We start from the raw sequence: 25,594 nt of genomic DNA on the forward strand, positions 1-25,594 counted from the left end.
ACATGACTGAGAACAACGAACTGATCCGCTCCTCCGCCGCCACGCTGGCCAGCAAGCTCGCCGCCCGGGAGGTCTCCGCCGTCGAGGTCACCCAGGCCCATCTGGACCGCATCGCCGCCGTCGACGGCAAGGTCCACGCCTTCCTCCACGTCAACACGGACGAGGCGCTCGCCGTCGCCGCCGAGGTGGACGCAATCCGCGCCGCCGGGGGCGCCGCCGCCAACGAGCTGCACGCCCTCGCCGGTGTGCCGATCGCCGTCAAGGACCTGATCGTCACCGTCGGCCAGCCCACCACCGCCGGCTCGAAGATCCTCGAAGGCTGGCACAGCCCCTACGACGCCACCGTGGTCAAGCGCCTGCGGGCCGCCAAAATGCCCATCCTGGGCAAAACCAACCTGGACGAATTCGCGATGGGCTCCTCCACCGAGCACTCCGCCTACGGCCCCACCCACAACCCCTGGGACCTGGACCGGATTCCTGGCGGCTCCGGCGGCGGTTCCGCTGCCGCCGTCGCGGCCTTCGAGGCTCCGCTGGCCCTCGGCACCGACACCGGCGGCTCCATCCGCCAGCCCGGTGCCGTTACCGGCACCGTCGGAGTGAAGCCCACCTACGGCGGCGTGTCCCGCTACGGTGCCATCGCCATGGCCTCCTCACTGGACCAGATCGGCCCGGTCTCGCGCACCGTGCTCGACTCCGCCCTGCTGCACCAGGTCATCGGCGGGCATGACCCGCATGACTCCACCTCGTTGCCGGACCCGCTCGAGGACCTCGTGGCCGCCGCGTCGATGGGCAACGTGCAGGGCATGAAGATCGGCATTATCAAGGAGCTGCACGGCGAGGGCTACCAGGCCGGCGTCGAGAAGCGTTTCAACGAATCCCTCGAGCTGCTCAAGGCCGCCGGCGCGGAAATCGTTGAGGTCTCCTGCCCCAACTTCAAATACGCGCTGGGCGCCTACTACCTGATCATGCCCTCGGAGGCCTCCTCCAACCTCGCCAAGTTCGACGGCGTCCGGTACGGCCTGCGGGCCCTGCCCGAGGACGGCCCGATGACGATCGAACGCGTCATGGGTGCCACCCGCGCCGCGGGCTTCGGCGACGAAGTCAAGCGCCGCATCATCCTGGGCACCTACGCGCTGAGCGCCGGCTACTACGACGCCTACTACGGCTCGGCCCAGAAGATGCGCACCCTGATCCAGCGAGACTTCGACGCCGCGTTCGCCCGGGCCGATGTGCTGATTTCCCCGACGGCGCCCACCACGGCCTTCAAGCTCGGCGAGAAGCTCAACGATCCGCTGGCGATGTACCTCAACGACGTCGCCACCATTCCCGCCAACCTGGCCGGCGTGCCCGGGCTCTCCCTGCCCGGCGGCCTGGCCGAGGAGGATGGCCTGCCGGTCGGCATCCAGCTGCTCGCCCCGGCCCGCCGGGACGCCCGGCTGTACCGCGTCGGCGCAGTCCTCGAATCCCTGCTGGAGGCGCAGTGGGGCGGCCCGCTGCTGGACCGTGCTCCTGAACTGACGGCTCCTGAACTGACGGCTCCATCGCAGACGGACGCCTCCGGCACTTCCCCCAACAACGCCGTCGCGAGCCACGGAGGTTCCCGCTAATGCCTGATGCAACACTCAGCTTCGAAGAGGCGATGGAGAAGTACGATCCCGTCCTGGGCTTCGAGGTCCACGTCGAGCTCAACACCAAGACCAAGATGTTCTCCTCGGCTCCCAACGTCTTCGGCGACGAGCCCAACACGAACGTCAACGAGGTGGATTTGGGCATGCCCGGCGTGCTGCCCGTGGTGAACAAGACCGCGATCGAATCCTCCATCAAGATCGGCCTGGCGCTGAACTGCAAGATCGCTGAATCCTGCCGCTTCGCCCGGAAGAACTACTTCTATCCGGACACCCCGAAGAACTTCCAGACCTCCCAGTACGACGAGCCCATCGCGTACGACGGCTATCTGGACATTGAGCTCTCCGACGGCACCATGTTCCGCGTCGAAATCGAACGCGCCCACATGGAGGAGGATGCCGGCAAGCTCACCCACATGGGCGGCGCCACCGGCCGCATCCAGGGCGCGGATTACTCCCTCGTGGATTACAACCGCTCCGGTGTGCCGCTGGTCGAGATTGTCACCAAGCCGATCGAGGGTGCCGGCAGCCGGGCACCCGAGCTCGCCAAGGCCTACGTGGCAGCGGTCCGCGAGATCGTCAAGAACCTCGGTGTTTCGGATGCGAAGATGGAGCGCGGCAACGTCCGCTGCGACGCCAACGTCTCGCTGCGCCCGCACGGCCGCGAACGCTTCGGCATCCGCTCCGAAACGAAGAACGTCAACTCGCTGCGCGCCGTCGAGCACGCCGTCCGGTACGAGATCCAGCGGCACGCCGCCGTGCTGGACTCCGGGGAACCGGTTATCCAGGAAACCCGCCACTGGCACGAAGACACCCGCTCCACCACCTCGGGCCGGCCCAAGTCCGACGCCGACGACTACCGTTACTTCCCGGAACCGGACCTCGTGCCGATTCTCGCCTCGCGGGAATGGGTCGAGGAGCTCCGGGCCACCCTGCCCGAGCCGCCGGCCGCGCGCCGCAAGCGCCTGCAGGCCGACTGGGGTTACTCGGACCTGGAGTTCCGTGACGTCGTCAACGCCGGCGTAATGGATGAAATCGAGGAAACCATTGCCGCCGGTGCCACCGCGACCGTGGCCCGCAAGTGGTGGATGGGCGAGATCGTGGGACGTGCCAAGAACGCCGACGTCGACCCCGGCCAGCTCGGCGTCGCGCCGGCGACCATCGTGGAACTGAACACCATGGTCGAGGACGGCAAGATCAACAACAAGATGGCCACCGAGGTCCTCGACGGCGTACTGGCCGGCGAGGGCACCCCGGCGGAAATCGTGGCCAAACGCGGCCTGGCAGTGGTCTCCGACGACGGCCCCCTGCTCCAGGCCATCGATGCGGCCCTCGCTGCCCAGCCCGGCGTCGCGGACAAGATCCGCGGGGGCAAGATCCAGGCGGTCGGCGCAATCGTGGGCGGCGTCATGAAGGCCACGCGCGGCCAGGCCGACGCCGGCCGGGTCCGTGAACTGATCCTGCAGCGCCTCGGCGTCGAAGGTTAGCGTCGAGGGTTAGGCCCTAGCCGCCCACCAAATCGGTCATGATGGTCTGCAACGCTTCGCAGACCATCATGACCGATCTGCGTTTAAGGTTCTCCGGACGGGCGAGGATGTCGATCCGCCGCCGGGTGCTGATGCCCTCCAGGGGCCGGAGCACAATGTCCGGATTCAGTACCGGCCGGGCCGTGTACCGCGGCAGCAACCCGATCACGCTCCCGGTCACCACGAGCGCCGCCACGGTGGAGTAGTCGTTGATCCGGTGGACGATGTTCAGCTCCCGGCTGGAGACGGCAGCGACGGCGGAGAGCACGTCCGCAGGGGAGTAGCCCGCACGGCTGGTCACCCAGGGTTCGCCGACGACGTCGTCCGCCGTCACCGCCCGCTGCCCGGCCAGCCGGTGCCGGGCCGGCAAGGCCACGTCCAGCGGCTCATGGGCGAGCGGGATCACCGCCACCCGCTCCTCGGGCCAGCGCGGGCTGTGGTCCATCCGGTGGGCCAGCACCAGGTCATACCGGGCCGTCAGCGCCGGAAAATCCTGCTGCGCCACGTCCTCGTCCGTGAGCAGGATCCGCGGCTGCCCCGGCCCGGCGAGCAGCCGGGCGAGCGGGGCGAACAGGGCCTGGCCGGCACTGTGGAACCCGCTCAGCGTCACGGGCGCCACCGGCGAGCCGTGGTACGCGCCGAGCGCCGTCCTCGCATCGGCCATGGCGCTGACGACGGCGGCCCCGGCGTCCGCCAGCACCTGCCCTGCCTCGGTCAGGACCAGGTTCCTGCCTTCCTTGCGGGTGAGCGGCACCTCGACGGATCTCTGCAGGGCAGCCAGCTGCTGGGACACCGCCGACGGGGTGACGAGCAGGGTTTCGGCGACGGCCTTGACGCTCCCCAGCGCGCCGAGCTCGCGGAGCATTTCCAGCTGGTGGATTTCCATGCACCCAGTCTATGCACAAGGCTGGGCTTAACCGTCGATTGAGAAGATCCCGGTTGTACTAATGCGTCCCAGCGGCTCTAATGGGGGAAGTTGACCCCACGTGCTGCCCCGGCAGCGGACCGAAGGTGCCTGGCCAAGGGCGCAGTTAGGAAGGCCCATGAAGGCTCTTTACAAGGCAGGCGCCCAGGCCGGCTTCGAACTGGTGGACCGGCCGGAACCGGAAACCGGCCCGGGCGAGGTCAAAATCCGCGTGCTGACCACCGGGATCTGCGGTACCGACCTGCACATCCAGTCCTGGGACGCGTGGGCGCAGGGCATCATCAACGCCCCCCTGATCGCGGGGCACGAGTTCTACGGCGAAGTCGTGGAGGCCGGCGGCGACGTCCTGGACGTCAAGGTCGGTGACCGGGTCTCCGGCGAAGGCCATATCGTCTGCGGCATCTGCCGCAACTGCCGGGCCGGCCGCAAGCAGATGTGCATCAACACCGTCAGCGTCGGCGTCCAGCGCGACGGCGCGTTCGCAGAGTTCGTCGTGATTCCCGAAACCAACGTCTGGGTGCACCAGGACCGCTCCGTCACGCCGGAACTGGGCGCCATTTTTGACCCCTTCGGCAACGCCGTCCACACCGCGCTGAGCTTCCCCCTGGTCGGCGAGGATGTGCTCATCACCGGCGCCGGGCCCATCGGGCTGATGGCCATCGCCGTGGCCCGCCACGCGGGCGCCCGCAAGATTGCCATCACCGACGTCTCGGCCCCGCGGCTGGAACTGGCCCGCAGTCTCGGCGTCGACCTCGCGATCGATGTCTCCACGACGCGGGTCAAGGACGCCCAGCGCGAGCTGGGCATGCGCGAGGGATTCGACATCGGCATGGAAATGTCCGGGCACCCCACGGCGCTGCCTGAGATGATCGAGAACATGAACCACGGCGGCCGGATCGCGATGCTGGGACTGCCCAGCCAGTCCATCGACATCGATTGGGGCAAAGTGGTCACGCATATGCTGACCATGAAGGGCATCTATGGCCGGGAAATGTTCGAGACCTGGTACGCGATGAGCGCCATGCTGTCCTCCAACCCGGTCCTGCGCGCCAACATTTCTGCCGTTGTCACGGACACCCTGCCCGCCACCGACTGGGAGAGGGGCTTCGACGTCGCCCGCGCCGGAGTGGGCGGCAAAGTGGTCCTCGACTGGACCTGCTTCTAACCCGCCGATCGCCAGGCCACACCCGACCCACCAGCTGAGGAGCCCGCCGAAATGTATTCAGCCATCAAGGACCAGTTGCAGCACGAGCTGGACGAGATCCGCAGTGCCGGCCTGTTCAAGACCGAGCGTCATATTGACTCACCCCAGGCCAACCACATCAAAGCCGGCCAAATCGGCGGCTCCAGCGCGGACGTGCTGAATTTCTGCGCCAACAATTATCTGGGCCTCGCGGACCACCCGGACATCATCGCCGCCGCCAAATCCGCGATGGACGAGCGCGGCTTCGGCATGGCCAGCGTCCGGTTCATCTGCGGCACCCAGGACCTGCATCTGGCCCTCGAGGAGCGTGTCTCGACGTTCCTCGGCACCGAGGACACCATCCTGTTCTCCAGCTGCTTCGACGCCAACGGCGGTGTGTTTGAATCCCTGTTCGGGCCGGAGGACGCTGTCATCTCCGACGCGCTGAACCACGCCTCGATCATCGACGGCATCCGGCTCTGCAAGGCCCAGCGCTTCCGCTACGCCAACCAGGACATGGCGGACCTGGAGGCCAAGCTGGTCGAGGCCAGCACCCAGGAGAACCCGGCCCGCCGCAAGATCATCGTCACGGACGGCGTCTTTTCCATGGACGGCTTCCTTGCCCCGCTCGAAGCCATCTGCGACCTCGCCGAAAAATATGACGCCATGGTCATGGTGGATGATTCCCACGCCGTCGGCTTCATGGGCGCCAGCGGCGCCGGCACCCCGGAGCACGCCGGCGTCTCGGACCGGGTGGACATCTACACCGGCACCTTCGGCAAGGCCCTGGGCGGCGCCTCCGGCGGGTACGTCTCCGGCCGCCGTGAAGTCGTCGCCATGCTCCGCCAGAAGGCCCGACCGTACCTGTTCTCCAACTCCCTGGCCCCGGCCATCGTCGCGGCGACGCTGAAAGCCCTGGACCTCGTGGAGAACTCCGCGGAACTGCGCAGCAAACTCTTCGCCAACGCCGCCCTGTTCCGGCGCCGCATGGGCGAGGAAGGCTTCGGGCTGCTCCCGGGCGAGCATGCGATTGTGCCGGTGATGTTCGGAGATGCCGTGATGGCCGCCAAGGTGGCGGACGCCATGTTGCACAACGGTGTCTTCGTCACGGCTTTCAGCTACCCGGTGGTGCCCAAGGGGGCGGCCCGGATCCGCGTCCAGCTCTCAGCCGCGCACAGCACCGAGGACGTCGAGGAGTGCGTGCGGGCGTTCGTGCGCAGCCGGGCCGCGGTGGACGCCGCCGCGTAGCCGGATCCGCACCGCAGCCGGATCCGCACCGCAGCCGGGCCGGATCCGGGCGGCCGCGCGAAACTACTGACGGGACCTCCTGCGGGGTGCAAGGATGGAGGCATGTCAGCGAAATACGATGTTGTGATCGTCGGCGGCGGCATTGCCGGCCTGTCCCTTGCCTCCGCCCTTGCCGGGAAATGCAGCGTGGCCCTGCTCGAAGCCGAGCAGTCACTGGGCTACCACACCTCCGCGCGCTCGGCCCGGCAGCTGATTCCCAGCTATGGCCCGCCCGTGGTCCGGGAGCTGACCATGCGCACGCTGGAGCTTATCGGCATCCACGAGGGCACCCGGCCCGAACCCGTGCTCTCGCCGCGCCGGTTCATGCTGATCGGAGACGAGGACGCCGTCCAAAAGCAGTCCAGCGGGTTCATGCAGCAGATCAGCCACGCCGAGGCGCTGGAGATCTGTCCCGCGCTGAAGCCGGACTCGTTTACCGCTGCCGGCCTGGATTCGGGATCCTTCGCCTGCAACGCCTCCCTGCTGCTCGAAGACCACCGGGAGCGGGCCGTCGAAGGCGGCGTGGACATTATCACCGGCGCCAAGGTCCATTCGGCACAGCGCCTCGGGTCCGGCTGGGAGCTCGGTGCCGGGCAGGAAGCCCTGCAGAGCGCCGTCGTGGTCAATGCCGCCGGGGCCTGGGCGGACGAGCTGGCGGTGCTTAGCGGCGTCGAAAAGCTCGGCCTGCAGCCCTACCGGCGCACGGCCGCGATTGTCGACGTCGAACATCCCCTGCCGCAAGGCTGCCCGATGGTGGCATCGACCGACAGCTTCTACTTCCGGCCCGACGGGCGGCGGCAGGTGCTGATTTCGCCGTCCGAAACGGTGCCGAGCGGCCCCGAAGACGCCCGGCCGAACCCCGGCGACATTGAGGCGCTGATTACTCAGCTCAACACCGTTACGACGATGGGGATCGGCACCGTCAGCCGGGCCTGGACCGGGCTGCGCACCGAAGCGGCCGACGGCATCCCGGTCGTTGGGTTCGACGCCGAAGCCGCCGGGTTCTTCTGGCTCGCCGGACAGGGCGGCTACGGCTTCCAGACCTCCTCCGGCATCGCCGAGCTGGCCGCAAGGTTGATCCTCGCAGGCCAGGGCGCCGGCCACGCAGCACCCCCCGGTCCGGCATCCCGGACAGCGGAGGCGCTGGCGGCCACGCGCTGGTCCATCCGGCGCTGAAGAATGGACCCATGAGCACCCTGATCACCAACCTTGCCGAGCTGATGACCCAGGACCTCGAACACCGGGTCCTCAAGGACGCGGCCGTGGTGATTGAGGGCGAACGCATCGCCTGGCTGGGCCGGGCCGCTGACGCGCCCGCCGCCGACGAAGCCGTCAACGCGGGCGGCCGAGCCATGCTGCCGGGCTGGGTCGACTCGCACACCCACCTGATCTTCGCCGGCGACCGGACGGCCGAATTCGAGGCCCGGATGGCGGGGGAGAACTACAGCGCCGGCGGCATAGCCGTGACCACGGGGGCCACCCGGGCCACCAGCGACTTCGACCTCACCCGCCTGGCCATGGGGCGGGTCGCCGAGGCCGTCTCCCAGGGCACCACCTACCTCGAAACCAAGACCGGCTACGGCCTGGACGTGGAGCACGAGGCCCGCAGCGCCCGGATTGCCTCCACGGTGGCTGACGAAGTCACTTACCTTGGCGCGCACCTGGTGCCGGCAGGAATGGACGCGGAGGATTACACCGAGCTGGTATGCGGCCCCATGCTATCGGCCGTCCGGCCGTTTGTGCGCTGGGCCGATGTCTTCTGCGAGCAGGGGGCCTTCACCGAGGACCAGTCGCGGCGGGTGCTCCAGGCCTGCAAGGACGCGGGGCTGGGCTTGAGGGTGCACGGCAACCAGCTGGGTGAGGGCCCCGGGGTGCGGCTCGCAGTGGAATTCGGCGCCGCCAGCGTGGACCACGTGAACTACCTTTCCGGCGCCGACATCGGCGCCCTTGCCGCCAGCTGGTCCGGCTGGGACGCCGGCGGAGGCTCCGGCCGCGGGACGGTGGCCACGTGCCTGCCGGCCTGCGACCTGTCCACCCGGCAACCGCTGGCACCTGGCCGGGAGCTGCTCGACGCCGGTGTGCAGCTCGCGCTGGCGTCCAACTGCAACCCGGGCACGTCCTACACGAGTTCGATGGCGTTCGGCGTCACCACGGCCGTGCTGCAGATGCGGCTCAGTGTCCACGAGGCCGTGCGCGCGGCCACGTACGGCGGGGCGCTGGCCCTCGGCCGGGAATGCGGGAAGGACGCCGCCGGCGAACGCGCGGTCGGGTCGATCGCCGTCGGGCACCGCGCGGACCTCCACCTTCTCAACGCCCCGTCCGCCACCCACCTGGCCTACCGGCCCGGCATGCCGTTGACGCACGCCGTCTGGCGGGCCGGGGAACGCGCCCGCTGACCACGAACTGTCCGGGAAGAGCCCGTGGCGGCTAGAAGAACATCGGCGGGGCATCCAGGACGGTCTCATCGACCCGTCTGGGTTCCCACTGGCTGAACGGCTTATCCAGCTCGTACTTGCCGTCCGTGCTGCGGTGCAGGGTGCGGACCTCGGCGTTGTCGGGGTTGTTGAGGGATTCGAAGTACTCCACCGACCAATGGAACCAGCGCATGCAGAACAGCCGCATCGTCAGCCCGTGGGTAACGAACAAAGCGTTGGGTGCGTAGTCCGGCCGGGACCAGTGGCGGTACAACGTTTCCATGAAGGAGGAGATCCGGTCATAGACATCGGAGCCGGACTCGCCCTCCCGGAACCGGTAAAAAAAGTGGCCGTAGGCGTTGCGGAGTTCCTTTTGGTCCTCAATCTCGCCGGTGATCTGGAAATTGGCCCAGTCTTGCTCGCGAAGCCGCGGCTCTTCGATCACCCGCTCCACCAGCGGGCCGAGATTGAGCGCCTCCAGGGTCTGGTAGGCCCGCAGGTAGGGCGAGACGTAGACGCAGACCGGCGTGCCGTCCAGCAGCCGCCGGACCTCTTCGCCGGCCGCCCGGGCCTGCCCGATGCCGAGCTCCGTCAGCGGGATCCGGTAATCCGGGACCCTGTTGTAGATCGAGGTATCGGCGTTGGCCGCGGACTGGCCGTGCCGGATCATAATGATTTTCCCGGGCGCACTCATAACCACCAAGCATAGGCCCGGCCGGGGCGCATCCTTTAGCAACGGGCGGTTTCAGGAAACTACCGGTAACTGCGGGCAAGATAGGAACATGTTGGTTCCCTCGCGCCGTCGGCTGCGGATAGAAGTGTGGATAGTTTTGGGCCTGTCGCTGGGGCAGTCAGCCGTGTATTCGGTGGTGCAGCTGCTGGACAAAATGACCCGGGCGCCCCTGGCGGAAGCGACCTCCACGCTGAACCGCTCGCAAAGCACCCGGGAGTACTTTGACCTCACCTACCAGCTGCTGGACATCATCTTTGCCCTGGTGCCCGTGGCACTGGTGATCTATTTCCTCGCCGAACACCGCACGGCCGCCGCAGCCTGCGGCAAGCTTGGGTTCACTTTCGCGCGCCCCGGCAAGGACCTGCTCCAGGGCCTGGGCCTGGCCGCGCTCATCGGAATCCCGTCGCTGGGTCTCTACGCCGCAGGCCGGGCGCTTGGGATGACGACGGCGATTATCCCCAGTGCGCTGGACTCCTACTGGTGGACGGTGCCGGTGCTCATCCTCTCCGCGGTCCGGCACGGCATCGTGGAGGAAGTGATCGTGGTGGGCTACCTGGTGGACCGGCTGGGCAAGCTCGGCTGGAGCGTCCCCCTGATAATCTTTGCAAGCTCCATGCTGCGAGGCAGCTACCACCTGTACCAGGGCTTCGGTCCCTTCGTCGGCAACGCCATCATGGGCGTCATCTTCGCATTCATCTACACGCGCACCCGCCGGGTGATGCCGCTGGTGATCGCCCACGCCATGCTGGACATCGTGGCGTTCGTCGGCTTTAGTCTTTTCGGTAAGGCGATCGGCCTGGGCTGAGGTTCGTTGGCTCCAGACCCCGGCGGTTCCCGGGATTGGCGTTTAACGAATTCGGCCGCCATCGGGGGTGGCGTCATTGGCACCCGCTGATGGCGGCCGAAGTGGTGGGGCGGAAAAGCGTCAGATGGTGACTGCTCCGGAGACCGTCTCGAAGGTGACAGAGAGGATGCCCGGTGTACCGCGCGGAGCGAGCCAGTTCACGGCCACGTCCTCGAGCGGTTTCTCCACCGGAACGCCGAGCCACTCGGTGACGCGCTCTGCGGAGCCGGCGATGGTGAGGGCGGACATCTTGACGTTGCTCTCGTAGGCCTTGGACGGGTGGAGTTCCGGATCGCCTTCCCACCTAAGCATGTAGGGGACCTGGGGATCGGCGATGAGGCCGAGAATGCCGATCTGTTTCCAGACCAGTTCGCGGCCGTCCGGGAACTTGCGGTTGCCGTTTACGGCGGCGCGTCCCAGCCGCTCCTCGAACGGGGCGAGATCGTCCACTTCCACGCACCAGCCCATCCATCCGCCGCCCGCCGCCGACCGGGCGCGGACAGCCTGGCCGAAGGGCGCTTTGTCCGAGGCGGGATGGTTCAGCACCTCCACCACCTCGACGTACTTGTGTCCCGCGAGCGGAATGATCATGTTGCGGGTCCCGAATCGGGGGTGGACTCCGCCCTTCACGGCTTCCACGCCGAGGGCAGACGCAATTCGTTTGGTGGTGGCAGCGAGGCCATCTTGTTCACAGGCGTAAGAGACGTGATCCATGCGCATGCCCTCATCTTGGCACTTTGTGATGCGCCTCTCAGCTTAGGGTGCCCTAACCGGATGGAATGACCCGCGGGACGGCTTTCAGAGCGCCCGCGGGGGCCCGCCACGATGACAGGAAGCGCCGCCCGGGGGCCCATCCCCGGCCACGACTTGTTCGTCACAAAGCTATCCACCGCCTGAACCGGTTCCTAGACTGGGGTCAGGTCATGAGTGCCAGCGCACGGCCCCGGCTTGCTGGCCGGCAACCCTCGTCTCGCGGTGGGGTGCCCCGGGTGAAGACCTGGCCGTCCGGCGCCCGCCGGGGGGCAAGCGCGGCGCCAGTGCCGCCCGGGCCGGAAGGTTGCCGGGCAGACTGTGCCCGGCCCTTTAGGAGTTGTTCCATGTCAAGTGCCTGGTCCTTTGAAACCCGCCAGATCCACGCCGGCCAGGAGCCGGACAGCGCCACCGGCGCCCGGTCGCTGCCCATCTACCAGACGACGTCGTTTGTCTTCCCCAGCGCCGAGAGCGCCGCCAACCGGTTCGCGCTGGCCGAACTGGCGCCGATCTACACCAGGATCGGCAACCCCACCCAGGACGCCGTGGAGCAGCGCGTGGCAAGCCTGGAAGGCGGACTCGCAGCCCTGCTGCTCAGCTCCGGACAGGCCGCGGAAACGCTCGCGATCCTGAACGTCGCCGAGGCCGGGGACCATGTGGTGGCCAGCCCCAGTCTCTATGGCGGCACCTATAACCTGCTGGCACACACCCTGAAGAAGTTCGGTATCTCCACAACGTTCGTGGCGGACCCGGACAACCTGGCGCAATGGCGGAATGCGGTGCAGCCCAACACCAAGCTGTTCTTCGGCGAAGCGGTCTCCAACCCGCGCCAGGACGTGCTGGACATTGAGGGCATCTCCCAGGTGGCCCATGAAGCCGGAGTGCCGCTGATTGTGGACAACACCCTGTCCACGCCGTTCCTCATCAGGCCCATTGAGTGGGGCGCGGACATCGTGGTGCATTCCGCCACCAAGTACCTTGGCGGTCACGGAACGGCGATTGCCGGCGTCATCGTGGACTCCGGCAACTTCGACTTCAGCAAGGACCCGGAGCGGTTCCCCGGCTTCAACACCCCGGACCCCACCTACAACGGCCTGGTCTATGCCCGCGATCTCGGTGCCGACGGTGCCCTCGGCGCCAACCTCTCCTTTATCCTCAAAGCCCGTGTCCAGCTGCTGCGGGACCTCGGCTCCGCCGTTTCGCCGTTCAATGCCTTCCTCATCGCCCAGGGCATCGAGACCCTCAGCCTGCGGATGGAACGGCACGTCGCCAACGCCGTCAAAGTGGCCGGATGGCTGGAAGCGCGCGACGACGTCGAATCCGTCGCCTATGCCGGGTTGCCGTCCAGCCCCTGGTACGAGCGCGGCCGCAAGTACGGGCCCAAGGGGACAGGCGCCGTCGTTTCCTTCAACCTCGCCGGGGGAGCGGACGCCGGAAAACGCTTTGTCGACGCCCTGGAACTGCACTCCCACGTGGCAAACATCGGCGACGTGCGCTCCCTGGTCATCCACCCGGCGTCGACCACGCACAGCCAGCTCTCCCCGGAGCAGCAGGCCGTCGCCGGCGTCCACCCCGGCCTGGTCCGGCTCTCGGTGGGGCTTGAGCACATCGATGACATCATCGCGGACCTCGATGCCGGCTTCCGGGCAGCGAAGACCGCCTGATCCATTCGGCACTGAGTGGCCCGGCTGTCACATGGAAGTCACAATCTTCGCCATTCCGGCAATGGGTTTCGTAGACTCAGGGGAGGTCATGAGTGCCAGTGACAGCCCCGGCTTGCTGGCCGGCAACCCTCCTTTTGCGGCGGGGTGCCCCGGGTGAAGACCTGGCCCGCCGGTCAGCTGACGGCGGGCAAGCGCGAAGTTAGGTCCTCACATGACGATTGCCGTCACCCGCACCGGTGCCCCCGCAAGCAAGCCCTCCTCCGCCCCGGACGGTTCCGTTCCCGACGGGACCGTCCAGTACTTACCCATCGGATCCCTCGCGCTCGAATGCGGCTCCTCGCTGCCCGAGGTCGTCCTCGGTTTCGAAACCTGGGGCACCCTCAATGCGGAGGCCTCGAACGCGGTCCTGATCGAACATGCCCTCACGGGGGACACCCACGTCACCCGGGGCGACAGCGACGAACCCGGCTGGTGGGAGCAACTGGCGGGACCGGGCGCCCCGGTGGACACAGACAGATACTTCGTGGTCTCCATCAACATCCTCGGCGGCTGCTACGGCTCCACCGGGCCCTCATCGACGGCGCCCGACGGAAACCCGTGGGGCTCACGTTTCCCGCTCGTGACGTTGCGGGACACCACAGAAGCTGAGGCCCGGCTCGCGGACGCCCTGGGCATCCGGAGCTGGTTCGCCGTGCTGGGCGGCTCCCTGGGCGGCGCCCGTGCCCTGGAGTGGGCCGTCAGCCACCCGGACCGGGTCCAGCGCTGCGGCGTGTTCTCCGTCGGCCCCAGCAGCACCGCAGAACAAATCGCGTTCGCCCAGGCGCAAACGCTCGCCATCCGGCAGGACCCCAACTTCAAGGGCGGGGACTACTACGGCGGGCCGGAGCCGGTAGCGGGCCTGGCCCTGGCCCGGCGGATCGCGCACATCACCTACCGCTCGGCCGCCGAACTGGACGGCCGTTTCGGCCGGAACGCCCAGGACTCGGAGGCTCCGCTGGAAGCCGGATCCCTCGCCGGACGCGGGCGCTACCAGGTGGAAAGCTACCTTGACCATCAAGGCAACAAGCTGGTCCGACGCTTCGACGCCAACAGCTACATCGCCATCACCGAGGCGCTGATGAGCCATGACATCAGCCGGGGCCGCGGTACCCTCGCGGAGGCCCTGGCCCCGGCCACCGCCGAATTTTTGCTGGCAGCAGTCGACTCGGACCGCCTGTACTTCCCGACCCAGACCCGGGCGCTAGCCGAGGCCCTGCCAGGCAAAGTTCCGGTGCACACCATCGAGGCCCCGATCGGCCATGATGGCTTCCTGACCGAGATCGGCCAGCTTGATGCCCAGCTTAAGCAGTACTTCTTCGGGTAGTCCGGGAGCAGAAAAGTACGACCAATGTGCGTTTTTGCAGATGCGCTCTGCACTAATGGCCGTTGAGGCTCAGGACTGAAAGGCTCATACTCGTGGGAATGGCGCAGCGTGTTCAATGTCACAAGCGCCCTCCTCCCAATGGTCCCACAGGGTGTCGAAGGCGACACCGAAGGAGTCGACATGAGTACGCAAAAAGCCGCCGCCAGGCGCCCGGAAGAGGAAGACGTCAAGTCGTCCGGACTGAAGAAGGTAGTAACGGCCTCCATGGCCGGCACGGTTGTCGAATGGTATGAGTTCTTCCTCTACGCCTCGGCCGCCACCCTCGTGTTCGGCAAGGCCTTCTTCCCCAACTCCGGCACGGAACTGGACGGCATCATTGCTGCCTTCCTCACCTACGCCGTCGGTTTTGTCGCCCGCCCGATCGGCGGCATCGTTTTTGGCCACTTCGGCGACAAGTTCGGCCGCAAGCAACTGCTCCAGCTCAGCATCGTCCTGGTCGGCGTCTCCACCTTCCTGATGGGTTGCCTCCCGACCTTCCAGCAGATCGGCTACTGGGCCCCGGCCCTCCTGGTCTTCCTGCGCTTCGCCCAGGGCTTCGCCGTTGGCGGTGAATGGGGCGGCGCCGTCCTCCTCGTCGCCGAGCACAGCCCCAGCAAGTCCCGCGGCTTCTGGTCCGCGTGGCCGCAGTCCGCCGTTCCGCTGGGCAACCTGCTGGCCACGGCCGTCCTGTTCGTTCTCTCTTCCACGCTGTCCTCCGCCGACTTCCTCAGCTGGGGCTGGCGCGTGGCCTTCTGGCTCTCCGCCGTGATCGTGCTGGTGGGCTACTACATCCGGACCAAGGTCACGGACGCCCCCATCTTCCTGGAGGCCCAAAAGGAAGTCACCGTCGAGAAGAAGGGCTACGGCGTGGGCGAAGTGTTCCGCCGCTACCCGCGCGGCGTCTTCACCGCCATGGGGCTGCGCTTCGCGGAGAACATCCTCTACTACCTCGTGGTCACGTTCTCCATCACCTACCTGAAGGTCATTGTGCAGACGGACACCGCCCGCATCCTTCTCCTGCTGCTGGTGGCGCACCTCATCCACTTCGCAGTGATCCCGATGGTCGGCCGCATGTCCGACCGCTTGGGCCGCAAGCCGGTCTACATGGCGGGCGCCATCCTGGGCGGCACCTGGGGTTTCTTCGCCTTCCCGATGATGGACACCAAGAACGACCTCATCATCCTCGCGGCGATCACCATCGGTCTGCTGTTCCACTCGCTCATGTACGCCGGCCAGCCGGCCATCATGGCCGAAATGTTCCCGACCCGGATGCGCTACTCCGGCGTTTCCCTGGGCTACCAGGTCACCTCGATCGTGGCAGGTTCGATGGCCCCGATCATCGCTGTCGCCCTCTTGAGCCAGTTCAAGTCATCCACTCCGGTCGCCGTCTACCTGCTCGGGGCCTGCATGGTCACCATGGTGGCGGTGTTCTTCCTCAAGGAAACCCGCGGAATCTCCCTGCACGACGTCGACGCCGCCGACGCCCAGGGCACCGCCGACCTTCTTGCAGCCAGCAAAAAATAGCAGGCAGTAAACAGCAGCTCACCACAACAGCCCGGCCCCGGATTACGGGCCGGGCTGTTGTCGTACCCGGCCCAGCAGGCGAAAAGGGCCCAGCGGGCAAAGGCAGGTCGGCGGAGGCGGCTCAGCCTGCCAGGATCTCCTGGCGTTTGGAGATCTCGGTCCGAAGCGCTTCAAGGACGGCCTGCACCGGGGCTGAGCGCAGTGATTCCGGGCGGGCCGCCGCCCAGATCGGCAGTTGCCGCTGGAAGTCGTCCGGCAGTACCGGTAGGAACGCGGGGTCCCCGACCGCCAGGAAGTTGGGCAGCAGGCCGATCCCGCCGCCCCGCCGGACGGCCTCAAGCTGGGCGAAGATGCTGGTGGCCTGGAAGCTGGAGCGGGGCATGGGCAGCTGGGTCGATCGGTGGCCGAGTTCGGCGACCTGCAGCGCGGACTCGACGTAGGAGACGAACCCGTGCTGCCGGACGTCGTCGAGCGTTTCCGGAAGGCCGTGTTCGCGGGCATACTGCGGACTGGCATAAAGCCGGAGGAAGTAGTTGGCCAGGAAAATGGTCTGCGCATTGCTGACGTCCAGATTGCCCACGACCACCTCGAGATCCACGCCGGACCGGTTCTGGCTGACCTTGCGTGTGGCGCTGAGAATTTCCACGTTCAGCAGCGGATGCTGGCGCTGGAGCCGGACCAGCGCCGGGGCGACGAACTCCGCACCAAAGCCATCCGGGGTGCTGATCCGCACCAGACCCGATAGCACGTCCTCGGACCGGGCGATGCGGTTCGTGAGCGCACCGAGGGTTCCCTCGATCGCCTCGGCGGCCGCGACCGCCTCATTGCCCAGGTCCGTCAACTCCCAACCCTGGGGGCTTCGTTCCAGAGTTCGCCCGCCAAGCTGTTTGTCCAGCGCGAGAATCCGACGGGAGATAGTGGTGTGGGTGGTGCCCAGCGTTTCCGCCACCGCATTGAACCGGCCCAGGCGGGCCACGGTCAGCAGGATGAGCAGGTCGTCCGGACTTGGAAGCCGCCTCAGGTCCACCGGAACTCCTCAAATCGAGTCATGTGCATTGATGCACATGCCCTCTGTAATTTTTTGCCTTGATTGCACTCTAGCAGGATGTGATGCTGGACGGACAGCAAACGCAAAGCAAAGGAGCTTAGCCATGGCAGTAATCGCTTGGATCGGACTGGGAAACATGGGCGGGTCCATGTCGGTGAACCTCGCCGACGCCGGAAACGAGGTGCGCGGCTTTGACCTCAACGCCGAGGCCTTAGCCGCCGCCGAGGCCGGGGGAGTCAAGCCCGCGGGCAGCATCGCCGAGGCGGTGCAGGGCGCCGACGTCGTCTTCACCATGCTCCCCAAGGGTGAGCATGCCCGTGCCGTCTACCTTGGCACTGACGGCGTGCTGGCCCACGCGGACACGAAAACCCTGCTGGTGGATTCCTCCACGATCGATATCGCCTCGGCGCAGGCTTTGCACGACGCCGCAGCGGAGGCAGGCTTCCGCTTCGTCGATGCGCCGGTCTCCGGCGGGATGAGCGGCGCCAAGGCTGCCACGTTGACGTTCATGATCGGCGGCGAAGCCGGCGCAGTCGCGGATGCCACCGAATACATCCGTCCGATGGCGGCCAACATCATTCCCACCGGCGGTGCCACCACCGGGCAGGCTGCCAAAATCTGCAACAACCTGATGCTCTTCATCAACCTCGCCTCCACCGCCGAGGGCGCCGTGCTTGCTGACCGGCTCGGCCTGGACAAGCAGGTTTTCTGGGACATCGCCTCTGTCTCCTCCGGCGACAGCTGGGCGTTGCGCACCTGGTACCCGGTGGCTGGTGTGGTCCCCACCGCCGCCTCCAACAACGACTTTGCACCGACGTTCACCGCTGAGCTGGCCAACAAGGACATCGGCCTTGCCATCAGCGCCGCGGCGGACACGGGCACGCCGCTGGAAATCGGTGCGCACGTCCAGCAGCTTTTCCAGCGGCTTATCGACGCCGGCCAGTCCGGCACGGACTGCTCGGCAATCGTCAAGTTGGTGGACGGCTCGCTCGAGTCCGCCAGCTAGACCTCCAAACCCTTTAGAAAGCGATGCACCCCATGGAACGTATCCCGCACTTCATCAACGGCGCCCTGGTGTCCGACGCCGAGCGCTACGGCCCCGTCTTCAACCCCGCTACCGGCGAACAGGAAAAGGAAGTAGCCCTGGCCTCCGCCGCCCGGGTCGAGGAAGCCGTCGCCGCCGCCCGTGCCGCCCTGCCGGGCTGGCGCGCCACGAGCCTGGCCAAACGCACCGCCATCTTCTTCCGGGTCCGCGAACTGCTGATGCAGCGCCGGCCCGAACTGGCTGCCCTGCTGACCAGCGAGCACGGCAAGGTCCTCTCCGACGCGGAGGGCGAGATCACCCGCGGGCTGGAGAACATCGAATTCGCCACGGGCCTCTCCCACGCGCTCAAGGGGGAACGCTCCGAGCAGGTGTCCAGCGGGGTGGATGTCCACTCCGTCCGCCAGCCGGTCGGCGTCGTCGCCTGCATCACGCCGTTCAACTTCCCCGCCATGGTGCCGCTATGGATGATTGGCAGCGCCCTTGCCTGCGGCAACACGGTGCTGCTCAAGCCGAGCGAAAAGGATCCGTCCTCGGCCCTCTTCATTGCGCAGGCTTTCGCCGAAGCCGGCCTGCCCGACGGTGTCCTCAACGTGGTGCACGGCGACAAGGAAGCCGTCGACGTCCTGCTGGAGCACCCGGATGTGAAGGCCGTCAGTTTTGTCGGCTCAACGCCGATCGCCCAGTCGATCTACAAGCGCGCCGCCGAGAACGGCAAGCGGGTCCAGGCCCTGGGCGGCGCCAAAAACCACATGGTGGTGCTCCCGGACGCGGACCTGGACATGGCCGCAGACGCCGCCGTTTCCGCCGCTTACGGGTCCGCGGGCGAGCGCTGCATGGCTGTCAGCGTCCTTGTCGCCGTGGGGAACATCGCCGACGAACTCGTCGAGGGGATCAAAACCCGGATGGCCACGCTCAAGATCGGTCCCGGCACGGACCCGGCCTCGCAGATGGGACCGCTCATCACCGCCGAGCACCGGAACAAGGTGGCCTCCTACGTGGCCGGCGCCGCGGACGAGGGCGCCTCTGTCGTGGTGGACGGACGGGACCAGACGTTCGACTCCCGCGGCTTCTTCATCGGCGTCAGCCTGGTGGACCACGTCAAGCCCGGCATGAAGGTTTACGACGACGAAATCTTCGGACCAGTCCTGTCCGTGGTCCGCGTTGAGACCTACGCCGACGCCGTCACGTTGGTCAACGACAACGAGTTCGGCAACGGCGTGGCGATTTTCACCCGTGACGGCGGCGCCGCCCGGCAGTTCGAATTCGACGTCGAGGCGGGCATGGTGGGTGTCAACGTGCCGATCCCAGTGCCGGTGGGGACGTTCTCCTTCGGCGGTTGGAAGAACTCGCTCTTCGGCGACACCCATATGTACGGCCCGGAAAGCATCCGCTTTTACACCCGGGGCAAGGTCGTGACCACCCGCTGGCCGGACCCGTCCACGTCCGTGATCGACCTCGGGTTCCCGCAGGTCGACTGACAGTTCTTTGCCTCCAGAACAACGAGGGGTCACGTCGCGCCCATCCGGGCTGCGGGTGGCCCCTCGTTGCTTGCAGGCTCCGGGATTAGAGTAGGCGGGCAAGGACATTTCCAGCCCAGCGGCGCGGATCGGCCGCCGGTTTCGCTAGCCCTTCATGATCTCCGCTCGCTGGGCCATGTAGTCCTCCATGGAGAGCTCGCCCTCGCTGTAGCGCTGATCAAGCTCGGCAAGTTTTCGGGCCCGGAACCCCTGCGGAGCCGACGGCGGGGCCGGCGCCTCTGGAGCCGGGGCCGGGGGCTGCTGCTGCGCCGCCGGCGGCCGCCAAGCCTGCGGCGGGTTGTTCAGATACTCAGGGCTGTCCTCATAGGGGACCGGGGGCTGCGGGGTGGCCGGCGGCTGCGGTGCGCCGAGCTGGCCGAAGCCGCCGTAGTAATCACGTTGGGTGAACCCGTCGCGTGGCTGGTTGCTATGTTGCCCGGGGTAGCGGCCGGCACCGCCCCCGGACGGATCGCCGGGAAACTGCCCGAATTGGTCCGGTCCGCCGGGCATGCCCTGGTTCTGGTTCCGGCCGCGCACCGACTTCTTGTAGTAGCGCATCGCCATCGGGATCAGGAATGACAAAACGATGATCCAAAAGAACATACTGCTCACGGTACCGGGCCTTTCGAGAGAGGTGCTTCCAGCCTAACGCGCGGCCCCTCTGCGACGTGCCCGCCAGGACATGCCGCACCTGCTTTCATCTATCGACGATTATCGATATACTCATCGTGGGCACTTATTCTGCTGAGGACTACCCTGCGGGGAAGACCTTGACGAGGGCCCAGTGTTTCGGTATCGCATCGAAACGCCAGGAAATCCGAGGAGAACCACATGCCCGCCATCCGCATCTATGAATCCGCGCTTTGCTGTGACACCGGTGTTTGCGGCCCCGACGTGGACCAGTTACTGGTGGATATCACCGCGGACGTCCGGCATCTGAAAGGCCTCGGTGCTGACATTGCGCGCTACAACCTGGCCAGCGAGCCGACTGCCTTCGTGTCGGACGAAACGGTCCGTGGATTCATGCACCTGGTTGGATCCAAGGGCCTTCCGCTCACCACCGTCGACGGCGTCACGGTGGCCACCGGGAACTACCCGAGCCGGGGCGCGCTGCTCGCATTTGCCGGACTGGGCGAAGCGAAGGTGGAACCGCAGTCGCGCCCGGACCTCGGCCCGGGGGGAAAGTCCGGCGGCTGCTGCGGCGGCACGTCGAGCTGCAGTCAGGTCCGGGCGTGAAGTTTCTGGACAACGCACCCCGGTTCCTGTTCTTCACCGGCAAAGGCGGTGTGGGCAAGACCTCCGTCGCCTGCGCCACAGCGCTCACCCTGGCCAAAGCCGGTCAAAACGTCCTTCTTGTCAGTACCGACCCTGCGTCCAACCTCGGGCAGGTTTTCGGCGTCACGATCGGAAACGCCGTCACCGCCATCAAGGAGGCGCCGGGTCTCTCCGCGCTGGAAATTGACCCGGAGCAGGCTGCCGACGCCTACCGCGAACGGATCATCGGACCCGTCCGCGGTCTCTTGCCCGAGGCGGAGCTGGGCGGCATTGCCGAAGGGCTCTCGGGTTCCTGCACGACGGAGATCGCATCTTTCGATGAGTTTACGAACCTGCTCGCCGACGATACGTCCTACGGCGAGTATGACCACATCGTCTTCGATACCGCCCCGACCGGCCACACCATCCGGCTCTTGCAGCTGCCCGGGTCGTGGACAAATTTTCTCGAGGCGGGCAAGGGCGATCCGTCCTGCCTGGGCCCCTTGTCGGGGCTGGAGAAGCATAAGCAGGTGTACGCCAAGGCGGTCCAGACCCTCACGGACCCCGCGAAGACCCGGCTTGTCCTCGTCGCCCGCGCGCAGACCTCGTCCCTGACCGAGATTGAGCGGACGTACCTCGAACTCAACCAGATCGGAATCGGCGGCGGCTACGTCGTTGTCAACGGCGTCCTGCCCGAAGCCGCCGGCGACGAGGACCTGGCGCAGGCCCTGCGCGCCCGGGAAGCTGCAGCCATCGCAGCCATACCCAAGGCCGTCGCCGCCCTGCCCCGGGACGTCCTGGACCTGTTGCCGGGCAACATGGTCGGCATCCCGGCGCTTGAGTCCCTGTTCGCGGCCACTTCCAGCGCCAATATCACCGGTGACGCCGCGCTGGCGCCCGACGTTGAAGACGCGCCGCTGGCTGCCCTGGTGAACGAAATGGAGCTCGACGGCCACGGCCTCGTACTGTGCATGGGCAAAGGCGGGGTGGGGAAGACCACCGTGGCTGCCGCCATTGCAGTCGCCCTCGCCCAGCGCGGGCATGCGGTGCACCTCACCACCACTGATCCCGCGGCCCACCTCACCGAAACCCTCCATGGTTCCATCCCGGGCCTGACGGTTTCGCGCATCGATCCGGAAGCGGCCATTGCGGAATATCGACGCCATGTGATGGAAACCAAGGGCCGAAGCCTGGACGACGACGGGCGCGCGGCCCTCGCTGAGGACCTGATGTCCCCGTGCACGGACGAAGTCGCGGTATTCCGGCAGTTCTCAAGGGTGGTGCAGGAATCCCGCCGGCACTTCGTGGTCATCGACACGGCACCGACCGGCCACACGCTGCTTCTCCTGGACGCCACCGGTTCCTACCACCGGGAGATCGCCCGCCAGGTCGGTGACACCATGGGATTCGTGACACCGCTCATGCGGCTGCAGGATCCGGCACAGACCAAGGTCGTTCTCGTGACCCTGGCCGAAACGACGCCCGTGCTGGAAGCCGGGGAACTCAAAGACGATTTGGAACGGGCCGGGATTTATCCGTGGTCCTGGGTGATCAACAACTCGATCGCCGCCGCACATCCGCAGACGCCGTTTCTGCGGGCCCGCGCAACGAGCGAAATCGAACAAATCACGAAGGTGCACAAACTGACGGACCGTTTCGCGCTCATTCCGCTGCTGGCCGAAGAACCGATTGGTGAAGAGAAGTTGGCGGCCCTGACCGCTCTCAGCTCCCTGCCGGCCTGACGTGGTTCCAGGCCCGCCCGGGCACGTCAGAGTCGCGCATCGGCCGGACGGTGACCTCCGGCGCCGGACTGCAGCTCCCGGACTGCAGCTCACAGGGAAGCCAGGAGGCCGGCCGTCCGCTCCATAGCGCCGGGTACGAGGGAGTAGTACGCCCAGGTACCGCGCTTTTCGCGGTGCAGCAGGCCGGCGTCGACCAGAATTTTCAGGTGATGGGACACGGTGGGCTGACCCAGGTCCAGCGGCTCGGTGAGGTCGCACACACACGATTCACCGGAGGCCTCGCCCTTGACGATGGAGAGCAGACGCAGCCGGTTGGGATCGGCCAGGGCCTTGAACACGAGGGCCGTGCGCCGGGCGTCTTCTGCGCTGAGGCCGGACCGGCCGGACGGTACGCAGCGGGCGCCGTCGACATCGGGACCCAGAGTTTGCAGGGAATTCATGTGTCAATTATGCACATGGATTGACATTCATCGATATGGCCGGACATACTTCATATCGATAAGCATCAATCTATGGCTTGAACCCATGAACGGCCAAGAACCACAGGAGCCCCGTGAGCATCCAGACTGACCTGTCGCCCACCCGGGGAGGGGAGGCCGCAGCTGTCGGCAGGCTCTCCACCCTGGACCGTTTCCTGCCGGTGTGGATCATGGCCGCCATGGTCCTGGGGCTGTTGTTGGGCAGCTTCGTCCCGGGACTGAACACCGCGCTTGAGTCGGTCAAGGTCGGCGACGTGTCGCTGCCGATTGCCATCGGGTTGCTGGTGATGATGTACCCGGTGCTCGCCAAAGTCCGCTACGACCAGGCGCACCGCGTGGTCGGGGACCGCAAACTCATGATCACCTCCCTGGTGCTGAACTGGGTCCTGGCGCCCGCGTTCATGTTCGCGCTGGCCTGGATCTTCATCCCGGACCTGCCCGAGTACCGCACAGGCCTGATCATCGTGGGACTGGCCCGCTGCATCGCCATGGTGCTGATCTGGAACGACCTCGCCTGCGGCGATCGCGAAGCCGCCGCCGTGCTGGTGGCTATCAACTCCGTCTTCCAGGTCATCGCGTTCGGCGCCCTGGGCTGGTTCTACCTCCAGGCGCTGCCCGCCCTGCTGGGCTTGCCGACCACCAGCGCGGACTTCTCCTTCTGGGCCATCACCGCCTCCGTCCTGGTGTTCCTGGGGATCCCGCTGCTGGCCGGATTCCTGACCCGGACCCTCGGGGAAAAGGCTAAAGGCCGCGACTGGTACGAGGGGACGTTCCTGCCGAAGCTGGGGCCGTGGGCACTCTATGGCCTGCTGTTCACCATCACGCTGCTCTTCGCGTTGCAGGGCGGCACCATCACCTCCCGCCCGCTGGACGTCGCCCGGATCGCCGTGCCGCTTCTGGTCTATTTCCTGGTGGTCTTTGCCGCCGGCATGCTGATCGGTAAGGGGCTGGGTCTTGGCTACGCCAAAACCACCACGCTCGCCTTCACCGCCGCCGGCAACAACTTCGAGCTCGCCATCGCCGTCGCGATCGGCACTTTTGGCGTCACCTCCGGCCAGGCGCTCGCCGGCGTCGTGGGGCCCTTGATCGAAGTCCCCGTCCTTGTTGCACTGGTATACGGGGCACTCTGGGCCCGCGAACGCTACTTCACCTCCAGCGCCCTTTCCCGCTGAATTCCCTCACATTTCAGGAGACTCCATGAGCACCGAAACCACCAGAAAGCCCTCCGTCCTCTTCGTCTGCGTCCACAACGCCGGCCGCTCCCAGATGGCCGCCGCCTTCCTCACCACCCTGTCCAAGGGAACCATCGAGGTCCGATCCGCCGGCTCCCAGCCTGCCGACAAGGTCAACCCGGCCGCCGTGGAGGCCATGGCCGAGCTCGGCATCGACATGTCTGCCGAAATCCCCAAAGTCCTCACCGCCGAGGCCGTGCAGGAGTCCGACGTCGTCATCACCATGGGGTGCGGTGATACCTGCCCGATCTTCCCGGGCAAACGCTACGAGGACTGGGAACTCGAAGACCCGGCCGGCCAGGGCGTCGCGTCCGTCAGGCCTATCCGCGACGAGATCAAGGGCCGCATCGAGGACCTCATCGCTTCCCTTACGCCCGCCGCCAAGTAACCCGTTCCCAGCACCAGGAGACATATCGTGAGCACACAACAACTGATCATCATCGGGTCCGGCCCCGCCGGATACACCGCCGCGATCTACGCCGCCCGCGCCGGTTTGGCACCCCTGGTCATCGCCGGTGCCGTCACCGCGGGAGGCGCCCTGATGAACACCACCGAGGTTGAGAACTTCCCCGGCTTCCCGGGCGGCGTCCAGGGCCCCGAGCTCATGGACGGACTGCAGCAGCAGGCCGAGAAGTTCGGCGCCCAGGTCGTGTTCGACGACGTCACCGACGTGACGCTCACCGGGCACCTCAAACGGGTCGTCACCGGCGCCGGGGAAATTTATGAGGCACCCGCCGTCATTCTCGCCACCGGCTCCGCCTACAAGGAACTCGGCCTGCCCGAGGAGAAGAAGTTCAGCGGCCACGGTGTTTCCTGGTGTGCCACCTGCGACGGGTTCTTCTTCCGTGACCAGGACATCATCGTCGTTGGCGGCGGTGACTCTGCCATGGAGGAAGCCACCTTCCTCACCCGCTTCGGAAAATCCGTGACCGTCGTCGTGCGCAAGAATGAGCTGCGCGCTTCCCGGATCATGGCCCAGCGGGCCAAGGACAACCCCAAGATCACCTTCGCCTGGAACTCCGCCATCACCGCCATCCACGGTGAGGGCAAGGTCACCGGCGTCACCCTCACCGATACGGTCACCGGCGACACCCGCGAGCACGCCGCCACCGGCATCTTCGTCGCCATCGGACACGTCCCGCGCACCGAGCTTCTGCACGGCCAGGTGGATCTCGACGCCGAGGGCTACATCAGGGTCGATTCGCCCACCACGGTCACCAACCTCTCCGGCGTCTTCGCGTGCGGGGATGCCGTGGACCATCGCTACCGCCAGGCGATCACCGCCGCGGGCACCGGTTGCGCGGCCGCACTCGACGCCGAACGCTACCTCGCAGCCCTGGACGACGCGGACAGCATCGCCACTGCCCTCGTCGAGGCACCCACGCACGGCTGAGCGGCAC

At 66.8% G+C, this 25,594-nt stretch carries 23 protein-coding genes and 2 riboswitches; of the genes, 17 read left to right on the plus strand and 6 right to left on the minus strand.

The window, feature by feature from the left end; all coding sequences use genetic code 11:
• Positions 1-2: 2 nt before the first annotated feature.
• Together gatA and gatB are read left to right on the plus strand one after the other, a co-directional pair.
• Positions 3-1,607, plus strand: coding sequence for an Asp-tRNA(Asn)/Glu-tRNA(Gln) amidotransferase subunit GatA (gatA, locus tag RCH15_RS03565; RefSeq protein WP_326958099.1), 1,605 nt, complete (start codon positions 3-5; stop codon positions 1,605-1,607).
• The gene (gene gatB / locus RCH15_RS03570; RefSeq protein WP_326958101.1) at positions 1,607-3,112 is read left to right on the plus strand and encodes an Asp-tRNA(Asn)/Glu-tRNA(Gln) amidotransferase subunit GatB; all 1,506 of its coding nucleotides are present in this window, start codon (positions 1,607-1,609) and stop codon (positions 3,110-3,112) included. Before gatA ends, gatB begins: the two co-directional genes overlap by 1 nt.
• 16 nt (positions 3,113-3,128) lie before the next feature.
• Here gatB and RCH15_RS03575 read toward each other — a convergent pair whose 3' ends face one another.
• Positions 3,129-4,037: a LysR family transcriptional regulator gene (locus RCH15_RS03575; RefSeq protein ID WP_326958102.1), complete on the minus strand. Its 909-nt coding sequence runs from the start codon at positions 4,035-4,037 to the stop codon at positions 3,129-3,131.
• A 157-nt stretch (positions 4,038-4,194) separates the two neighbouring features.
• Between RCH15_RS03575 and tdh the strand changes: the two genes are divergently transcribed.
• The 4 genes from tdh (at position 4,195) to hutI (ending at position 8,942) form a co-directional block, all read left to right on the plus strand.
• Positions 4,195-5,241, plus strand: a complete 1,047-nt coding sequence (tdh, locus tag RCH15_RS03580) for an L-threonine 3-dehydrogenase (RefSeq protein ID WP_326958104.1) — start codon at positions 4,195-4,197, stop codon at positions 5,239-5,241.
• 51 nt (positions 5,242-5,292) lie between these two features.
• The gene (locus tag RCH15_RS03585) at positions 5,293-6,507 is read left to right on the plus strand and encodes a glycine C-acetyltransferase (RefSeq protein WP_326958107.1); all 1,215 of its coding nucleotides are present in this window, start codon (positions 5,293-5,295) and stop codon (positions 6,505-6,507) included.
• A 102-nt stretch (positions 6,508-6,609) separates the two neighbouring features.
• Positions 6,610-7,722 carry an NAD(P)/FAD-dependent oxidoreductase gene (locus tag RCH15_RS03590; RefSeq protein WP_326958109.1) on the plus strand — a complete coding sequence of 371 codons (1,113 nt, stop codon included), beginning with the start codon at positions 6,610-6,612 and terminating at the stop codon, positions 7,720-7,722.
• Between the two features lie 11 nt (positions 7,723-7,733).
• Entirely contained in the window at positions 7,734-8,942 is a 1,209-nt protein-coding gene (gene hutI, locus RCH15_RS03595; RefSeq protein ID WP_326958112.1) for an imidazolonepropionase, read from the plus strand.
• Positions 8,943-8,973: 31 nt separating this feature from the next.
• Here hutI and RCH15_RS03600 read toward each other — a convergent pair whose 3' ends face one another.
• Positions 8,974-9,654 (minus strand): histidine phosphatase family protein, encoded by a 681-nt coding sequence (locus RCH15_RS03600; protein ID WP_326958114.1) that lies wholly within the window; start codon positions 9,652-9,654, stop codon positions 8,974-8,976.
• A gap of 88 nt (positions 9,655-9,742) precedes the next feature.
• Between RCH15_RS03600 and RCH15_RS03605 the strand changes: the two genes are divergently transcribed.
• A complete protein-coding gene (locus RCH15_RS03605; RefSeq protein ID WP_326958116.1) occupies positions 9,743-10,498 on the plus strand; it encodes a CPBP family intramembrane glutamic endopeptidase in 756 nt (251 codons plus the stop codon).
• Between the two features lie 120 nt (positions 10,499-10,618).
• Here RCH15_RS03605 and RCH15_RS03610 read toward each other — a convergent pair whose 3' ends face one another.
• Positions 10,619-11,257, minus strand: coding sequence for a VOC family protein (locus RCH15_RS03610; protein WP_326958118.1), 639 nt, complete (start codon positions 11,255-11,257; stop codon positions 10,619-10,621).
• 199 nt (positions 11,258-11,456) lie between these two features.
• Positions 11,457-11,572: riboswitch (SAM riboswitch) on the plus strand.
• Between the two features lie 62 nt (positions 11,573-11,634).
• Here RCH15_RS03610 and RCH15_RS03615 point away from each other — a divergent pair.
• The 3 genes from RCH15_RS03615 to RCH15_RS03625 all read left to right on the plus strand — a co-directional run bounded on the left by RCH15_RS03615 (position 11,635) and on the right by RCH15_RS03625 (position 15,877).
• Positions 11,635-12,951, plus strand: coding sequence for a bifunctional o-acetylhomoserine/o-acetylserine sulfhydrylase (locus RCH15_RS03615; protein ID WP_326958120.1), 1,317 nt, complete (start codon positions 11,635-11,637; stop codon positions 12,949-12,951).
• A gap of 84 nt (positions 12,952-13,035) precedes the next feature.
• Positions 13,036-13,151: riboswitch (SAM riboswitch) on the plus strand.
• A gap of 11 nt (positions 13,152-13,162) precedes the next feature.
• Entirely contained in the window at positions 13,163-14,314 is a 1,152-nt protein-coding gene (metX, locus tag RCH15_RS03620; RefSeq protein WP_326958122.1) for a homoserine O-acetyltransferase MetX, read from the plus strand.
• A 180-nt stretch (positions 14,315-14,494) separates the two neighbouring features.
• Positions 14,495-15,877, plus strand: coding sequence for an MFS transporter (locus RCH15_RS03625; protein WP_326958124.1), 1,383 nt, complete (start codon positions 14,495-14,497; stop codon positions 15,875-15,877).
• 121 nt (positions 15,878-15,998) lie between these two features.
• On the opposite strand, the gene RCH15_RS03630 is transcribed toward RCH15_RS03625, so the two are convergent.
• Complete coding sequence (locus RCH15_RS03630; protein WP_326958488.1) at positions 15,999-16,898, minus strand: LysR family transcriptional regulator; 900 nt, start codon at positions 16,896-16,898, stop codon at positions 15,999-16,001.
• A 130-nt stretch (positions 16,899-17,028) separates the two neighbouring features.
• On the opposite strand from RCH15_RS03630, the gene mmsB reads away from it, so the two are divergent.
• Complete coding sequence (mmsB, locus tag RCH15_RS03635) at positions 17,029-17,931, plus strand: 3-hydroxyisobutyrate dehydrogenase (RefSeq protein ID WP_326958126.1); 903 nt, start codon at positions 17,029-17,031, stop codon at positions 17,929-17,931.
• Positions 17,932-17,963: 32 nt separating this feature from the next.
• Positions 17,964-19,448 (plus strand): CoA-acylating methylmalonate-semialdehyde dehydrogenase, encoded by a 1,485-nt coding sequence (locus RCH15_RS03640; RefSeq protein WP_326958128.1) that lies wholly within the window; start codon positions 17,964-17,966, stop codon positions 19,446-19,448.
• Between the two features lie 144 nt (positions 19,449-19,592).
• Here RCH15_RS03640 and RCH15_RS03645 read toward each other — a convergent pair whose 3' ends face one another.
• A complete protein-coding gene (locus RCH15_RS03645) occupies positions 19,593-20,090 on the minus strand; it encodes a hypothetical protein (protein WP_326958490.1) in 498 nt (165 codons plus the stop codon).
• Positions 20,091-20,318: 228 nt separating this feature from the next.
• On the opposite strand from RCH15_RS03645, the gene arsD reads away from it, so the two are divergent.
• Both arsD and arsA read left to right on the plus strand, forming a co-directional pair.
• Positions 20,319-20,723, plus strand: coding sequence for an arsenite efflux transporter metallochaperone ArsD (arsD, locus tag RCH15_RS03650; protein ID WP_326958130.1), 405 nt, complete (start codon positions 20,319-20,321; stop codon positions 20,721-20,723).
• Entirely contained in the window at positions 20,720-22,483 is a 1,764-nt protein-coding gene (gene arsA, locus RCH15_RS03655; protein WP_326958132.1) for an arsenical pump-driving ATPase, read from the plus strand. Before arsD ends, arsA begins: the two co-directional genes overlap by 4 nt.
• Positions 22,484-22,572: 89 nt before the next feature.
• Here the strand turns inward: arsA and RCH15_RS03660 are convergent, their stop codons facing one another.
• Positions 22,573-22,923 (minus strand): ArsR/SmtB family transcription factor, encoded by a 351-nt coding sequence (locus tag RCH15_RS03660; RefSeq protein WP_326958134.1) that lies wholly within the window; start codon positions 22,921-22,923, stop codon positions 22,573-22,575.
• A gap of 113 nt (positions 22,924-23,036) precedes the next feature.
• Here RCH15_RS03660 and arsB point away from each other — a divergent pair, with 113 nt between their 5' ends.
• From arsB to trxB, 3 genes are read left to right on the plus strand one after another with little or no spacing between them, the layout of a single operon-like run.
• The gene (arsB, locus tag RCH15_RS03665; RefSeq protein WP_326958136.1) at positions 23,037-24,134 is read left to right on the plus strand and encodes an ACR3 family arsenite efflux transporter; all 1,098 of its coding nucleotides are present in this window, start codon (positions 23,037-23,039) and stop codon (positions 24,132-24,134) included.
• Positions 24,135-24,159: 25 nt separating this feature from the next.
• Complete coding sequence (locus tag RCH15_RS03670; protein ID WP_326958138.1) at positions 24,160-24,582, plus strand: arsenate reductase ArsC; 423 nt, start codon at positions 24,160-24,162, stop codon at positions 24,580-24,582.
• A gap of 27 nt (positions 24,583-24,609) precedes the next feature.
• Positions 24,610-25,587: a thioredoxin-disulfide reductase gene (trxB, locus tag RCH15_RS03675; RefSeq protein ID WP_326958139.1), complete on the plus strand. Its 978-nt coding sequence runs from the start codon at positions 24,610-24,612 to the stop codon at positions 25,585-25,587.
• Positions 25,588-25,594 lie beyond the last annotated feature (7 nt).

It is taken from the genome of Arthrobacter sp. MP_M4, from assembly GCF_035984855.1.
Classification (GTDB): Bacteria; Actinomycetota; Actinomycetes; order Actinomycetales; family Micrococcaceae; genus Arthrobacter.

Bases quoted from the DNA above. Each gene is read 5' to 3' on its own strand.
- RCH15_RS03605 (WP_326958116.1), top strand. From the start codon at position 9,743: ATGTTGGTTCCCTCGCGCCGTCGGCTGCGGATAGAAGTGTGGATAGTT.
- metX (WP_326958122.1), top strand. From the start codon at position 13,163: ATGACGATTGCCGTCACCCGCACCGGTGCCCCCGCAAGCAAGCCCTCC.
- RCH15_RS03615 (WP_326958120.1), top strand. From the start codon at position 11,635: ATGTCAAGTGCCTGGTCCTTTGAAACCCGCCAGATCCACGCCGGCCAG.
- gatA (WP_326958099.1), top strand. From the start codon at position 3: ATGACTGAGAACAACGAACTGATCCGCTCCTCCGCCGCCACGCTGGCC.
- hutI (WP_326958112.1), top strand. From the start codon at position 7,734: ATGAGCACCCTGATCACCAACCTTGCCGAGCTGATGACCCAGGACCTC.
- arsD (WP_326958130.1), top strand. From the start codon at position 20,319: ATGCCCGCCATCCGCATCTATGAATCCGCGCTTTGCTGTGACACCGGT.
- RCH15_RS03585 (WP_326958107.1), top strand. From the start codon at position 5,293: ATGTATTCAGCCATCAAGGACCAGTTGCAGCACGAGCTGGACGAGATC.
- RCH15_RS03575 (WP_326958102.1), bottom strand. From the start codon at position 4,037: ATGGAAATCCACCAGCTGGAAATGCTCCGCGAGCTCGGCGCGCTGGGG.
- RCH15_RS03660 (WP_326958134.1), bottom strand. From the start codon at position 22,923: ATGAATTCCCTGCAAACTCTGGGTCCCGATGTCGACGGCGCCCGCTGC.
- RCH15_RS03590 (WP_326958109.1), top strand. From the start codon at position 6,610: ATGTCAGCGAAATACGATGTTGTGATCGTCGGCGGCGGCATTGCCGGC.
- mmsB (WP_326958126.1), top strand. From the start codon at position 17,029: ATGGCAGTAATCGCTTGGATCGGACTGGGAAACATGGGCGGGTCCATG.
- RCH15_RS03640 (WP_326958128.1), top strand. From the start codon at position 17,964: ATGGAACGTATCCCGCACTTCATCAACGGCGCCCTGGTGTCCGACGCC.
- RCH15_RS03600 (WP_326958114.1), bottom strand. From the start codon at position 9,654: ATGAGTGCGCCCGGGAAAATCATTATGATCCGGCACGGCCAGTCCGCG.
- RCH15_RS03645 (WP_326958490.1), bottom strand. From the start codon at position 20,090: ATGTTCTTTTGGATCATCGTTTTGTCATTCCTGATCCCGATGGCGATG.
- RCH15_RS03625 (WP_326958124.1), top strand. From the start codon at position 14,495: ATGAGTACGCAAAAAGCCGCCGCCAGGCGCCCGGAAGAGGAAGACGTC.
- tdh (WP_326958104.1), top strand. From the start codon at position 4,195: ATGAAGGCTCTTTACAAGGCAGGCGCCCAGGCCGGCTTCGAACTGGTG.
- RCH15_RS03670 (WP_326958138.1), top strand. From the start codon at position 24,160: ATGAGCACCGAAACCACCAGAAAGCCCTCCGTCCTCTTCGTCTGCGTC.
- gatB (WP_326958101.1), top strand. From the start codon at position 1,607: ATGCCTGATGCAACACTCAGCTTCGAAGAGGCGATGGAGAAGTACGAT.
- RCH15_RS03610 (WP_326958118.1), bottom strand. From the start codon at position 11,257: ATGCGCATGGATCACGTCTCTTACGCCTGTGAACAAGATGGCCTCGCT.